Source organism: Shewanella baltica (assembly GCF_900456975.1).
GTDB classification, from domain to species: domain Bacteria; phylum Pseudomonadota; class Gammaproteobacteria; order Enterobacterales; family Shewanellaceae; genus Shewanella; species Shewanella baltica.
On sequence record NZ_UGYM01000002.1, the window covers coordinates 4,976,717 to 4,990,439 of the forward strand.

The 13,723-nt window shown below is 50.4% G+C and carries 8 protein-coding genes and 1 pseudogene; all 9 read left to right on the top strand.

The features are described from left to right. The first annotated feature begins 106 nt into the window (after positions 1-106). The gene (gene hutC, locus DYH48_RS22195; RefSeq protein WP_115335944.1) at positions 107-814 is read left to right on the top strand and encodes a histidine utilization transcriptional repressor HutC; all 708 of its coding nucleotides are present in this window, start codon (positions 107-109) and stop codon (positions 812-814) included. Between the two features lie 155 nt (positions 815-969). Further along, positions 970-2,637 carry a urocanate hydratase gene (hutU, locus tag DYH48_RS22200; RefSeq protein ID WP_115335945.1) on the top strand — a complete coding sequence of 556 codons (1,668 nt, stop codon included), beginning with the start codon at positions 970-972 and terminating at the stop codon, positions 2,635-2,637. Positions 2,638-2,689: 52 nt separating this feature from the next. Beyond that, the gene (gene hutH / locus DYH48_RS22205; RefSeq protein ID WP_115335946.1) at positions 2,690-4,231 is read left to right on the top strand and encodes a histidine ammonia-lyase; all 1,542 of its coding nucleotides are present in this window, start codon (positions 2,690-2,692) and stop codon (positions 4,229-4,231) included. A gap of 681 nt (positions 4,232-4,912) precedes the next feature. Then, entirely contained in the window at positions 4,913-7,927 is a 3,015-nt protein-coding gene (gene fdnG / locus DYH48_RS22215; protein ID WP_147287780.1) for a formate dehydrogenase-N subunit alpha, read from the top strand. Positions 7,928-7,929: 2 nt separating this feature from the next. Further along, complete coding sequence (gene fdxH / locus DYH48_RS22220) at positions 7,930-8,841, top strand: formate dehydrogenase subunit beta (protein ID WP_011982053.1); 912 nt, start codon at positions 7,930-7,932, stop codon at positions 8,839-8,841. Next, positions 8,838-9,479: a formate dehydrogenase subunit gamma gene (locus DYH48_RS22225; RefSeq protein WP_006084873.1), complete on the top strand. Its 642-nt coding sequence runs from the start codon at positions 8,838-8,840 to the stop codon at positions 9,477-9,479. Before fdxH ends, DYH48_RS22225 begins: the two co-directional genes overlap by 4 nt. Next, entirely contained in the window at positions 9,479-10,384 is a 906-nt protein-coding gene (fdhE, locus tag DYH48_RS22230; RefSeq protein WP_115335948.1) for a formate dehydrogenase accessory protein FdhE, read from the top strand. Before DYH48_RS22225 ends, fdhE begins: the two co-directional genes overlap by 1 nt. Positions 10,385-10,481: 97 nt before the next feature. Next, on the top strand, positions 10,482-11,903 hold the full coding sequence (selA, locus tag DYH48_RS22235; RefSeq protein ID WP_115335949.1) for an L-seryl-tRNA(Sec) selenium transferase: 1,422 nt from the start codon (positions 10,482-10,484) through the stop codon (positions 11,901-11,903). Further along, positions 11,900-13,723: pseudogene (gene selB / locus DYH48_RS24150) on the top strand (selenocysteine-specific translation elongation factor); the annotation flags it as partial. The gene selA and the pseudogene selB, both read left to right, overlap by 4 nt.

A 13,723-nucleotide genomic window follows, 5' to 3' on the forward strand; every position in this document is an offset into this window, starting at 1 on the left:
GTGGCATGACAGACCCGTGTCTTTGTCGCCTGCGTCAGTGCCACTTTAGCAAGCATGACTTTCGCAAGGGCACAGGAACAAGAAGCTGAATTTAAGAGGAAGTGTTTTGGCTATTCCTAAGTTTGCAGAAATTAAACAATACATTATCTCCTCTATCGAGTCGGGCGAGTGGGAAGAAAGCGCCCGCGTGCCTTCCGAGAATCAGCTGGCCGATTTGTTTACCTGCAGCCGAATGACGGCACGACGTGCGTTAACCGAGCTTACGGATAGCGGCGTACTCGAACGCTCCCAAGGGCTTGGCACCTTTGTGGCTGGGCGAAAATCCCAGTCATCTATGTTGGCGATTCGCAATATTGCCGATGAGATTAAAGACCGCGGCCACGGCTATAGCGTACAGCAATGGGTGTTAGAACAAACCGTTGCCAGTACAACTATCGCAATTTCCCTTGGGCTTGAGCGCGGTGCAAAGGTATTCCATTCGATCTTAGTGCATTGCGAGCAGGGTTTACCGCTGCAAGTCGAGGAGCGTTACGTGAATCCCGAGTTGGTGCCCGATTATTTATTGCAGGATTTTACCTTGCAGACGCCCCACGAATATTTATCCCAAGTGGCACCGTTGACCGAGGCGCATCACACGATTGAAGCGATTATCGCCAGCGCCGAATTACAGCAAAGGCTCGAGATCCCTGCGACTGAGCCCTGTTTACAGATTTTACGCCGCACTTGGTCACGCCAAGGCGTGGTGAGTTTTGCCAAGTTAGTTCACCCCGGCAGCCGCTTTAAACTCGGCGGCCACTTAACTTTTAGCAAGTAGCGCCAGTGGCGTTATTTACCGATGTAAATCAGTCACTCCAATAGCTGTACCTTTATAAGTTAAAAGATAAAAACACAATAAAAACAATAGTGCTAACCCGTATTAGCGACTTAGCGAATACGAGTTAGCACCACAGGTTGAAAGAGGAAAATTCAATGGACAAGCGACACGACCCAAGCCGCCGCATTATTGCACCGCATGGCACACAATTAAGCTGCAAAAGCTGGTTGACCGAAGCGCCAATGCGCATGTTAATGAACAACTTGCACCCAGATGTCGCCGAGCGCCCAGAAGACTTAGTCGTCTATGGTGGTATCGGCCGCGCCGCCCGCGATTGGGATTGCTACGACAAAATCATCGAAGTCTTACAACGCCTCGAAGATGACGAAACCTTATTAGTGCAATCGGGCAAACCTGTGGGCGTATTTCGCACCCACGCCGATGCGCCGCGCGTGTTAATCGCTAACTCAAACCTAGTGCCACATTGGGCTAACTGGGAGCATTTCAACGAGTTAGATAAGCTAGGTTTAGCCATGTATGGCCAGATGACGGCGGGTTCTTGGATCTACATAGGCACTCAAGGCATAGTTCAAGGTACCTACGAGACCTTTGTGTCTGTAGCGAAACAGCACTTTGAGGGTATCTCCAAAGGTAAATGGATCCTCACTGGCGGGTTAGGCGGTATGGGCGGCGCGCAAACGCTGGCGGGCACTATGGCGGGCTTCTCTGTGTTAGCCTGTGAAGTCGACGAGACCCGCATCGATTTCCGTTTGCGCACCCGCTATGTTGACAAGAAAGCTACTTCGCTCGATGAAGCATTAACCATGATTGAAGAAGCGAACCAAGCTGGCAAGCCAGTATCTGTGGGCTTATTAGCGAATGCCGCCGATGTGTTTGCCGAACTGGTTAAGCGCGGCGTTACCCCTGATGTTGTAACCGACCAAACCTCGGCCCACGATCCATTAAACGGTTATCTGCCGCATGGTTGGACTATGGCAGAGGCCGCAGCCATGCGTAAAACCGACGAAGCGGGCGTGGTGAAAGCGGCAAAAGCCTCGATGGCGGTGCAAGTACAAGCCATGCTCGATTTGCAAGCTGCCGGCGCAGCTACCTTAGATTACGGTAACAACATTCGCCAAATGGGGTTTGAGATGGGCGTTGAAAACGCCTTTGATTTCCCTGGCTTTGTGCCTGCATACATTCGTCCGCTGTTCTGTGAAGGCATTGGCCCGTTCCGCTGGGTGGCGTTATCTGGCGATCCTGAAGATATCTACAAAACCGACGCTAAAGTCAAAGAACTGATCCCAGATAATCCACACCTGCACAACTGGTTAGACATGGCACGCGAGCGTATCGCCTTCCAAGGTCTGCCTGCGCGTATCTGCTGGGTCGGCTTAAAAGATCGTGCCCGTTTGGCATTGGCCTTTAATGAAATGGTCAAAAATGGTGAGTTGTCGGCGCCCGTGGTGATTGGTCGCGACCACTTAGATTCTGGCTCTGTTGCCAGCCCGAACCGCGAAACCGAATCTATGCTGGACGGTTCAGATGCGGTATCCGATTGGCCATTATTGAATGCACTACTCAACACCGCCAGCGGCGCAACTTGGGTGTCGCTGCACCACGGCGGCGGCGTCGGCATGGGCTTTAGCCAACACTCGGGTGTGGTGATTGTGTGTGACGGAACCGACGCGGCAGCAAAACGGGTTGGCCGTGTGCTGTGGAATGACCCAGCGACAGGCGTGATGCGCCATGCCGATGCGGGCTACGAGATTGCGAAAAACTGCGCCAAAGAGCAGGGCCTCGATTTACCTATGCAAGACTAGCCGATGCTAACGACTAAATAACAATAATAACTAAAAGCTTGGAGCTAAAAATATGAAATCTGTGAATCACTTAGTGTTAACGCCGGGCAGCTTGAGCCTAGCGCAATTACGCGAAATCAGCCGCCATAAGCTAACACTCGAACTCGCGCCAGAGGCCATTACTGACATCAACACCAGCGCGCAAATCGTGCAAAAAGTGTTAGATGAAGGGCGCACCGTTTACGGCATCAACACGGGTTTTGGCTTGTTGGCCAATACCAAGATAGCGCCCGAAGATCTGCAATTGCTGCAACGCTCAATCGTGTTGTCGCACGCCGCTGGCACGGGCCAATACATGCAAGACGCCACAGTGCGCTTGATGATGGTGTTAAAAATCAATTCATTAAGCCGTGGCTTCTCGGGCATTCGTTTAGAAGTGATTAACTTCTTAATCAGTTTAGTGAACGCCGAAGTGTATCCCTGTGTGCCAGAAAAAGGCTCAGTGGGTGCCTCGGGCGATTTAGCGCCACTGGCGCACATGTGTTTGCCTATGCTGGGCGAAGGCGAGATGAGCTATCGAGGTGAGTTAATTTCTGCCGCCGAAGGTTTAGAAATAGCCGGCCTTAAGCCAATCGATTTAGCGGCCAAAGAAGGGCTCGCTTTGCTTAACGGCACACAAGCCTCGACTGCGCTAGCGCTGGAAGGGTTATTCCACGCCGAAGACTTGTTTGCGGCAAGTTCAGTGATCGGCGCCATGAGCGTCGAAGCGGCTATGGGCAGTCGTAGCCCGTTCGATTCACGCATCCATGCGGCCCGTGGTCAGAAAGGCCAAATTGATTCGGCCATGATTTTCCGTCATCTATTGGGCGAGGAGTCTGAGATCAGCGTGAGCCATGCAAACTGTGAAAAGGTGCAAGATCCTTACTCACTGCGCTGTCAGCCACAGGTGTTGGGTGCTTGTTTAACGCAAATTCGCCATGCGGCCGATGTGTTAGGCACTGAAGCCAACGGCGTAACCGATAACCCACTGGTGTTCCAAGACACAGGCGATATCATTTCAGGCGGTAACTTCCACGCTGAACCTGTGGCGATGGCGGCGGATAATTTGGCGATTGCAATTGCCGAACTGGGTTCTATTGCCGAGCGTCGTATCGCACTGTTAATCGATTCTAGCCTGTCGAAACTGCCGCCTTTCCTGGTGAAAAACGGCGGCGTGAACTCAGGCTTTATGATCGCTCAAGTCACTGCGGCAGCTTTAGCATCCGAGAACAAAACCTACGCCCATCCAGCGTCGGTAGACAGTTTACCGACATCTGCTAACCAAGAAGATCACGTCTCTATGGCGACTTTTGCGGCCCGTCGTTTACGCGATATGAGTGAAAACACCCGTGGTGTACTGGCAATTGAATTGTTAGCGGCGGCGCAGGGTTTAGATTTCCGCGCACCTTTAATTCCAAGTACTGCGGTGGCTAAGGCCAAAACTGAATTGCGTGAAGTCGTCGCCTATTACGATAAAGACAGATATTTCGCGCCAGATATCGAAGCCGCGATAGACCTGTTATACACAGCAAGCTTTAACGCTTACCTGCCAGCAGGAACGCTAGCCAGCTTTTAAGCGTTTTAGCTCCGAGTGAGTAAACGACTAAGCCGTTGTTGACTCGGTTGAGTTGGGCGTATTGGGGCGCTTTTGCTGAAATACTCAGGATTCACTCCCCAATTTGCTAAACATAACTGCTGAAATAAAACAAAACGAAGGCATAAGTGGATTGCTTATGCCTTTTTATTGAGTGTTTCCCCTTTTTAGCTCGATCCTCATCTTTGCCCTTTTGGTGTGTTTAACACCGCCGACTCTGCACTTTTTGCGCTGATCTTTACATTGTCAATTTCAGTGGCTACTTACCCCTCAATAAACCGTCACTTTTGTGTTTTTATCCGCCATCGTTATACACATTTTAATATCTAAAACTATTTTTAATAACCATATTGTTAGGTTGTGGGACAATATGGACCTGCATCGCTAGACAAATTGTCCTTTTGGTATTTTTGGACTTTAAATCTTTAATTTGGTGTTTTTTACATTATTTAAAGTTTTTAATTTCAATATTATTTATTTATTTAGATTTAAGTTTTGTGATTGATTATTTGCGATCTCGATCTCATGTCATTATTTGTTATCTATTTCCTCTTTAAGGATAATCTTAAATTAAGTGTGGTCTTTAAGTGGCCCACTCGATCGGTTGCAATTTTCATCACAGCAACCACTAGACTCATAACGACAAGAGTGTGAGAGGACGCAATGAACAGACGCCAGTTTTTTAGACTGTGTGCTGCCGGAGCTGCCACCTCAGCAATTTCTGCGTTGGGATTGATGTCCGAAAAGGCCTATGCGGCCGTTCGGGAATTCAAACTCATTAGCGCGAAAGAAACCCGCAATAACTGCTGCTATTGCTCAGTGGGTTGCGGATTGCTGATGTACAGCAAAGGAAGTAATGGCAAGAACGCCGAACAGAGTATTTTCCATATCGAAGGGGATGCAGACCATCCAGTTAACCGTGGGGCCTTGTGTCCTAAAGGCGCTGGTTTAGTGGATTATGTAAATAGTCCCAATCGTCTTAAATATCCAGAGTACCGTGCACCAGGCAGCAATGAATGGACACGTATCAGCTGGAGCGAAGCTTACCAACGCATCGCCCGCCTGATGAAAGATGATCGTGATGCTAACTTAATTGAAAAGAATTCTGCCGGGACGACGGTTAACCGTTGGCTTAGCACTGGGATGATGACCTCGTCGGCGATGCCGAACGAAGGCGGCTATATCACCCAGAAATTTGCACGGGCACTGGGCCTAGTTGCAATCGATACTATTGCGCGTAACTGACACTCTCCAACGGTAGCAAGTCTTGCTCCGACATTTGGACGTGGTGCCATGACCAACCACTGGATCGATATTAAAAATTCTAATTTGATCATTATCATGGGCGGTAATGCTGCAGAGGCTCACCCTGTCGGATTCGGCTGGGTTACAGAAGCGATGCAACATAACAACGCTAAACTTTTGGTGGTCGATCCTCGCTTCACCCGTAGCGCCGCTGTGGCCGATTATTATGCGCCGATCCGTTCGGGCACAGATATCGCCTTCCTGCTCGGGGTGATCCGCTATCTTATTGAAACCAAACAAGTGAACTACGACTATGTGAAGGCTTATACCAATGCCAGTTACATAGTGCGCGAAGACTTCTCTTTTAGTGAAGGTCTGTTCAGTGGTTTCGATGAAGAAACAGATAGCTACGATAAAGAGTCTTGGTACTACGAGTTAGACGAACAGGGTTACGCGAAAGTCGATCCTAGCTTCGAGCATCCACGTTGCGTGTGGAACTTAATGAAGCAACATGTAGATCGCTATGACTTTGAAACAGTAAGCAATATTACCGGTACGCCGATTCCGGACTATGAGATGGTTTGCCAGCAAATTGGCAGCACTCATACCCACGATAGGGCCGCCACTTTTATGTATGCCTTAGGTTGGACTCACCATACTAAAGGGGCGCAGAACATTCGCTCTATGGCTATGGTGCAGTTGCTGCTGGGTAACATTGGGGTGTTGGGCGGTGGCGTTAACGCACTGCGTGGTCACTCTAACGTGCAAGGCGCGACCGATATGGGTTTATTGTGCCAAAGCTTGCCTGGTTACTTGAAGTTACCGAGTGAAAAAGACACTGATCTTAAGACCTATCTCGATCGTTACACGCCTGTCGCCTTGCGTCCGGGTCAAACCAACTATTGGCAAAATTATCCTAAATTCTTTATTTCACAAATGAAGAGCTTCTGGGGCGATAACGCCACGGTTGAAAACGACTTTGGTTATGACTGGGTGCCTAAGTGGGATAAACAGTACGACTTTACTAAGCACTTAGACATGGCTTTCCACGGTGAAGTGAATGGCTACATTATCCAAGGTGTTAACGCCATTAACTCTATGCCGAACCGCAATAAGGTACTCAAAGCCTTGAGTAATCTTAAGTTCATGGTGGTGCTGGATGCCTTGGCAACGGAAACCGCAACCTTCTGGCAAAACGCCGATGGCTTCAACGAGGTGAATCCCGCTGAAATCATGACTGAAGTGTTCCGCTTACCGACGACGTGTTTTGCCGAAGAAGAAGGTTCCATCGTCAACTCTGGACGTTGGATGCAGTGGCATTGGAAGGGCGCTAACCCGCCGGGTGAAGCCAAGCCAGATGCTGAGATCCTCTCCGGTGTCTTAATGGCCATGCGTGAACTGTATAAGCAAGAGGGTGGTAAATTGCCTGAGCCAGTGCAAGCGATAAGTTGGGATTACCATAATCCTTACTCGCCGCATGCCGAAGAAGTTGCTCGTGAGCTTAACGGTAAGGATCTCGTGACTCAGCGTCAGCTCAGTAGCTTCTCTGAACTCAAAGCTGATGGTAGTACTGCTAGCGCCTGCTGGATTTATGCGGGTTCTTGGACCGAAGAGGGCAACTTGATGGCTCGCCGCGACAACCATGATCCTTCGGGTAAAGGTGTCACTCCGGGCTGGGCATTCGCGTGGCCAGCCAACCGTCGTGTGCTGTATAACCGCGCTTCTTGCGATATCAACGGCAAACCTTGGGATCCTAAACGTACTATCGTCGAGTGGGTTGATGGTAAGTGGCATGGTATCGATGTGGGCGACTTCAATATGAAGTTAACCCCACAGGAATCCGCAGGTCCCTTCATCATGCAACCCGAAGGTGTGGGTCGCTTCTTTGCCCTTAAGTTGTTGGCCGAAGGTCCGTTCCCTGAGCACTACGAGCCTATGGAGTCGCCTATTGGGGTGAACCCGTTACACAAGGTCACCAGTAACCCTGCGGTACGTATGCTACCGGGTGTGAAGGAAACCTTAGGTTCCCATAAGGACTTCCCTTATGTGGCAACCACTTACTGTGTGACTGAACACTTTAATTTTTGGTCTACTCATGCCCGTTTGGCAGCGATTTCTATGCCGGAAACCTTCGTCGAAATCGATGAAATGTTGGCAGCAGAAAAAGGTATCGCCAATGGGGATTGGGTCACTGTCAGCTCTAAACGTGGCAGCATTGAAACCAAAGCTTTAGTGACTAAACGTCTGCAGCCGTTAAAGGTGAATGGTCAGTTAGTTCATACCGTCGGGTTACCCCGTCATGGCAGCCATAATGCGCTCACTCGTAAGAGTTACTCCTGTAACGTGCTCACCACGGAAGTGGGGGATGCAAATACACAGGTGCCTGAGTTCAAAGCATTTTTGGTTAACATCACTAAAGCGAAGGGGCTCTGATTATGGCATCACAAGACATTATCCGCCGCTCCGGTACTTCAGCGGTGACGCCTGCGGCAAAGGGGCGTAATTCGTCAGAAAAGGTCGCCAAGCTGTTCGACGCCACTAAGTGTAATGGCTGTAAAGCCTGCCAAGTGGCGTGTTCTGAGTGGAATGATTTACGGGAAGAAGTGGGCACGTTCCAAGGTAGTTACCAAAACCCTATGTCACTATCGGGCCAATGTTGGACCCTGATGGAGTTCCATGAGGTGATGGAAAGCAACAAGCTGCGTTGGCAATTTACCCACTCGGCCTGTATGCACTGTGCCGACCCTGCCTGCTTAACTGCCTGTTCGACCTCGGGCGCGATTATCCAGCACGCCAATGGTGTGGTGGACTTCGATTCGGACAAGTGTATCGGCTGCGGTTATTGCGCCAGTGCTTGTCCCTTCGATGTGCCCAAAATCGATCCTAAGGACAACAAGGCCTACAAGTGCACTATGTGCTCTGACCGTTTGGCCGTGGGATTGGAACCTTCCTGTGTTAAGTCCTGTACCACAGGGGCGCTGCGTTTTGGCACCCGTGAGGACATGTTGTTTTACTCGCAAAAACGGGTTGAAGAACTGAAGGAAAGGGGCTTCGCTAAGGCAGGACTCTATAACCCTGAGGGCGTAGGTGGTACGGGTATGATGATGATATTGCACGATATCAATCAGCCCGAAAGCTACAACATGCCTGATAACCCGCAGATCCCGCTGTCACTGACTCTGTGGCAAGACTGGGTCAAACCTTTAGGCACTATGGGCATTCTTGCCACTGCCGCTGTCGCTTGTCTGCATAAGATCACCGTCGGTCGCAACATAGTGGAAGAGGACCAGCCGGGTTATCAACCGCCAGAGGAAGAGGCTAAGCAGGAAGAGGAGGGCGACAAATGAGCAAGCATGATAAGCAAGAAATGATAGTGCGTCACAAGCTGTTCGATCGCATCTGTCATTGGTTCATTGTGGCGGTTGGTCTAGTGACCTTTCTCACTGGCTTTTCCTTCTTTTATCCGTCGTTTCAATGGTTGGGGGCGATAGCGGGCACACCGCAATTGGCGAAGTTCATTCATCCCATTGCGGGCTTGATGATGTGCTTACCGCTGATGTTGATGTTGGTGCGTTACTACAAACACAACAAATGGGAAAAACACGACCTCGCTTGGATGCTCGCCATTAAGGATGTGATGTTCGAGAACGAGGAGAAAATCCCGCCTATCGGTCATTACAATCCAGGGCAAAAGGTATTGTTTCGCGCCTTCGTGCTGACGTCTGTCACTTTAACCGTGACGGGGATCATCATGTGGCAGCCTTATTTTGCGCCCTATTTCTCCGCCACTGTGGTGGGTTGGGCCATTCTGTTGCACGCCATTTGTGCGCTCATCATGTTGATTTTTGTGATGGTGCATTTCTGGATGGCGACATGGGTGGAAGGGTCGGTAACGGGCATGCTTTACGGCAAGGTCTCTAAGGCTTGGTGCCGTAAGCATCACCCTGTGATGTTGGATGAACATTCGGACGTGGAGAAAAAATAATGAGTCATACAGCCGAGATACCTCTGGTCCCCGGCAGCGAATCGCCGCTGGAACTTAAACCGTTAAAAGCGGCAGATCCCCAAATTGTGTATCACAGAAGGGTGCATCGTTTGCTGTCATTGGCCAAGGACTCGCCGCTGGCTGACTACTTTGAGCTGTGCCGCCGTCTGGTCTCTATACAGGCCAAATTGGCGGAGGAGGCTGACTTCGGTCAGCTGCTCGCTTGGGGGAAAGATGAGGCGACTCCGCTTTCTCTGTTGGGCTCAGAGGCAGATAGCTATTGGCAAGGACTGCTACAACAACTGCTAAGTGATTTGTTGCCGCAAGTGGATGAATCCATTGCTCGGGTAGTGCGTTTGCTGATGCAGCAATCTCCAGAGCAGCTGAGTTTGTGGGGGCGTTCACTGCGCCAAGGACATGTCAGTGAAGTGCCGGCCCATTTTAGCTTATTCATCTGGGCGGCGATGGGCGTCTACTGGTCGCATTGGGCACCTATGGTCATCAAGCGGATGGATCAACGTAAGGTGGCGCAACAGAGTATGTGCCCCGTATGTGGATGTCATCCCGTGGCTAGCGTGATTGTCGATCAGCCCCGCGCTGGTTTGCGCTACCTGCATTGCAGTTTGTGTGAAAGCGAATGGCATTACATTCGCGCCCATTGCACCAGTTGCGGTCAGGACAAAGAGATGACGATTTGGTCGCTAGATGATGCTCAGGCTCAAGTGCGGATCGAAAGCTGCGATGAATGTCATGGCTACACCAAGATGATGTTTGTTGAAATGTCACCTTCTATGGATGTGGCGGCTGACGATCTCGCGACCTTGATGTTAGACAGTGAGCTAAATGCCAAAGGCTTTGGGGCGACAACATTGAACCCACTACTACTGGCCCACGAAACCACGTAAGCCAAATAGCTAACGTCAATGCAGGAGGGAGTCGGGTTGCTGATCCCTTCCTGCTTTTTATTCAACAAATGGCAATAACTTAAACAAGATGACACAGATGATGACCCAAGCACCTGAAACACTACAAGTTCTGTACCGAGCTTTGCCTTCAATGGATAGCCTACTTGCAGAGCCTAGTTTTGTGGTATTGCAGCAGTCCTACGGCAAAGTGGCAGTAAAGGCGGCGCTGGATAGCCAGTTAAAGGCTGCGCGAAGCTTAATCGGCAGTGAGCGCCGTTTGCCGACATGGTGTGGCGAGATTGCGCAATTGTACGGATGTTTGGTTGATCAACTGTCTAAAGACTACAGCCACAGCTTAATACCTGTGTGGAATCTTACTGGCACCATACTGCATACCAACCTTGGCCGAGCGCAGCAGTCAGAAGCGGCAATTCGAGCCGTGACTTCTGTTATGCGCTACCCCACACCGCTGGAGTTTGAGCTTGCGGCAGGTGAACGTGGTCACAGGGATAATGCGATCAGTGCTTTAATCCAGCGCTTAACGGGTGCCGAGGCTTGTTGTGTCGTGAATAACAATGCCGCAGCTGTGTTGTTGATGCTTTCTGCGGTGGCTGCGGGGAAAGAAGTCATAGTCTCCCGTGGTGAGCTGGTGGAAATTGGCGGCGCATTTCGTATCCCTGACATTATGCGCCAAGCGGGCTGCACCTTAGTTGAGGTCGGCAGCACCAATCGGACACATCTTAAGGATTATGAGCAGGCGATTACTGAAAATACCGCTGCAATAATGAAGGTCCACACCAGTAATTATCATATCAGTGGCTTCACTGCCGCAGTGGAGGAGGCAAGGCTGGGTCAGTTATGCCGTGAGCGTGGCATATCACTCATTTCGGATCTTGGTAGCGGTTCACTTACTGATCTGCGCCGCTTTGGCCTAAAGCAAGAACCTACGCCCCAAGCCATGCTAGCAGATGGAGTCGATTTAGTGAGTTTTTCTGGCGATAAATTATTGGGCGGTCCTCAATCGGGTTTAATTGTCGGTAAACAGTCGCTGATTAAGCAGTTACAGAGTCATCCACTAAAGCGTGCCCTACGTTGCGATAAGCTGATTTTGGCGGCGTTAGAGGCAACATTAATCCACTATCTTAACCCTGAAACCTTAGACACTGAGCTGCCCATTATGGCGAAATTTGCCTGTAGCCAAGAGACGTTATGGCAGATTGGTCATCGCTTACAGCATGCTTTGGCAGCTCACTTTGAGCCTTGTTATCGCATTGAGTTAGTCGAGTGCCAAACACAGGTCGGCAGTGGCTCGCAGCCCGACACTTTTTTACCCTCAGTGGCGCTGTGTTTTACTGCACTCGATGGCGGCAGTTTAAGTTTGTTAGAACAAAAATTTAAGCAGGCGGCACGCCCTGTCATAGGTCGCATGAGTAACGATCAACTCAGATTGGATTTACGCGGTCTTGATAGCGAAGCCGAGCTACTTGCCGAGCTGAGCATCTTAGGTATGCAGTTGTGATCATTGTAACTGCGGGTCATGTCGATCATGGCAAGAGTACACTTATTCACGCTTTGACTGGGATGAATACCGATCGTCTGCCGGAGGAGAAACGCCGCGGTATGACGATTGATCTCGGCTATGCGTTTATGCCGCTTAGGGATGGTTCGCGGCTTGCTTTTATTGATGTGCCTGGGCATGAAAAATTTATCAACAACATGCTGGTGGGTGTGAGTCATGCTCGCCATGCCTTACTCGTGCTTGCCTGTGACGATGGCGTTATGCCGCAAACCCGTGAGCATCTGCAAATTCTTGCGCTTTTACCTTTGCACAGTTTGACCTTAGTACTGACTAAGCGGGATCTGGTTGATAGTGATATGGCTGAGCAGCTTGTCGCCGATGGACTCACTTTGCTGGCCGAGTATGGCATTGAGTCCAGTGGTGTTTTTCAGGTGTCGGCAAGTGAAACTGCCGACTTAGCATCCAATGGTGTGGCCGCACTTAAGGCGCATATTCTTGATTTAGCTGAGCAGGAGTCTAAGCGGGCTGAGGATGCCAGCAGTTTTAGGATGACGCTCGATCGCGCCTTTAGTGTGAAGGGTGCAGGTTGTGTGGTTACGGGCACAGTGATCAGCGGCAATGTGTGCGTGGGTGATAGTCTTTTTAGCTCAGGACAAAAGGCCAAGCTGAGAGTTCGAGGCATCCATTGTCAGGGACAAGAAGCCCAAAGGGCCGTCACGGGGACACGTGTAGCACTCAATTTAACCGGAGTTGATAACCATAGGTCGCCCAAGCGCGGCGATTGGCTAAGCAGCTTGCCTCAAGCCGAGCTCTGTAGCCGCCCTGTGGTGCATATTCGAGTCTTCGATTTATTAGGTATTGAGTCCTTGGTGCATTGGCAAAATGTTCACTGTCACCATGGCGCTGATCATACTTTAGGGCGAGTTTCGCTCTTAAATGAAGCTGATGCAGAAGGTTGTTATCTAGCAGAGTTGGTACTCGAAAAGCCGCTACTTTTATGTCAAGACGACCGCGTTGTCCTGCGACACATTGGCGGCAAACAGACTTTAGGTGCAGGGCGAGTGTTAGCAATTAAAGTCCCCAATCGTAAGAAGCGTACGCCTGAACGAGTCGCGAGATTACAGCAATTAGCGCGCTTGGATAATCCTGCCCATGTGGTGGCTTTACTCGGGCAAACTCAGGCACTAGAACTTGCTGAAGTGGCGTGGCGTTGGCAATTAACCGACGAAGGGCTGGCTATGCTCTTAGCCCAAGCGGGTTTAGTCCGTCTTGGCGAGTTTGCCGTGGCCACACGTTTACTTGAGCAAGAAAAACAACAGTTTATTACTTTACTGAGCGAGTTCCATCAACAGCATCCCGACCAACTTGGGCTTGGACGTAATCGCCTGCAACGCATGAGCCATAGCGCTTTGCCGCCCGAATTAGCCAATAAAGTACTTGATACGCTGTGCCAAGAGGGACGCATGGTATTGCGTGGCGCTCTATTGCAGTTGGCGGACCACAGAATTGTCCTCGATAGCGAGGCGCAGCAGTGCTGGCAACGCTTGGCTCCTTGGTTGGCGCAGCAAACGTCCCCTGTGTGGGTGACTGAGATGGGGGAATATCTCGAACTCGAGCCCGCCAAACTCAGATTGCTGTGCTTTCAACTGGTGCAACAGGGCTTTATTACCGCTGTGGTGAAGGACAGATATTTGCTGAGTGAGCAGTTGTGCCACTACGCCAATCTGGTGCGTGAGCATGTGGACACCCACGGCAAGCTCGAAACCGCAGAATTTAAGGATCTGATTGGCCTTGGCCGCAAGGTCAGCATTCAGCTGCTT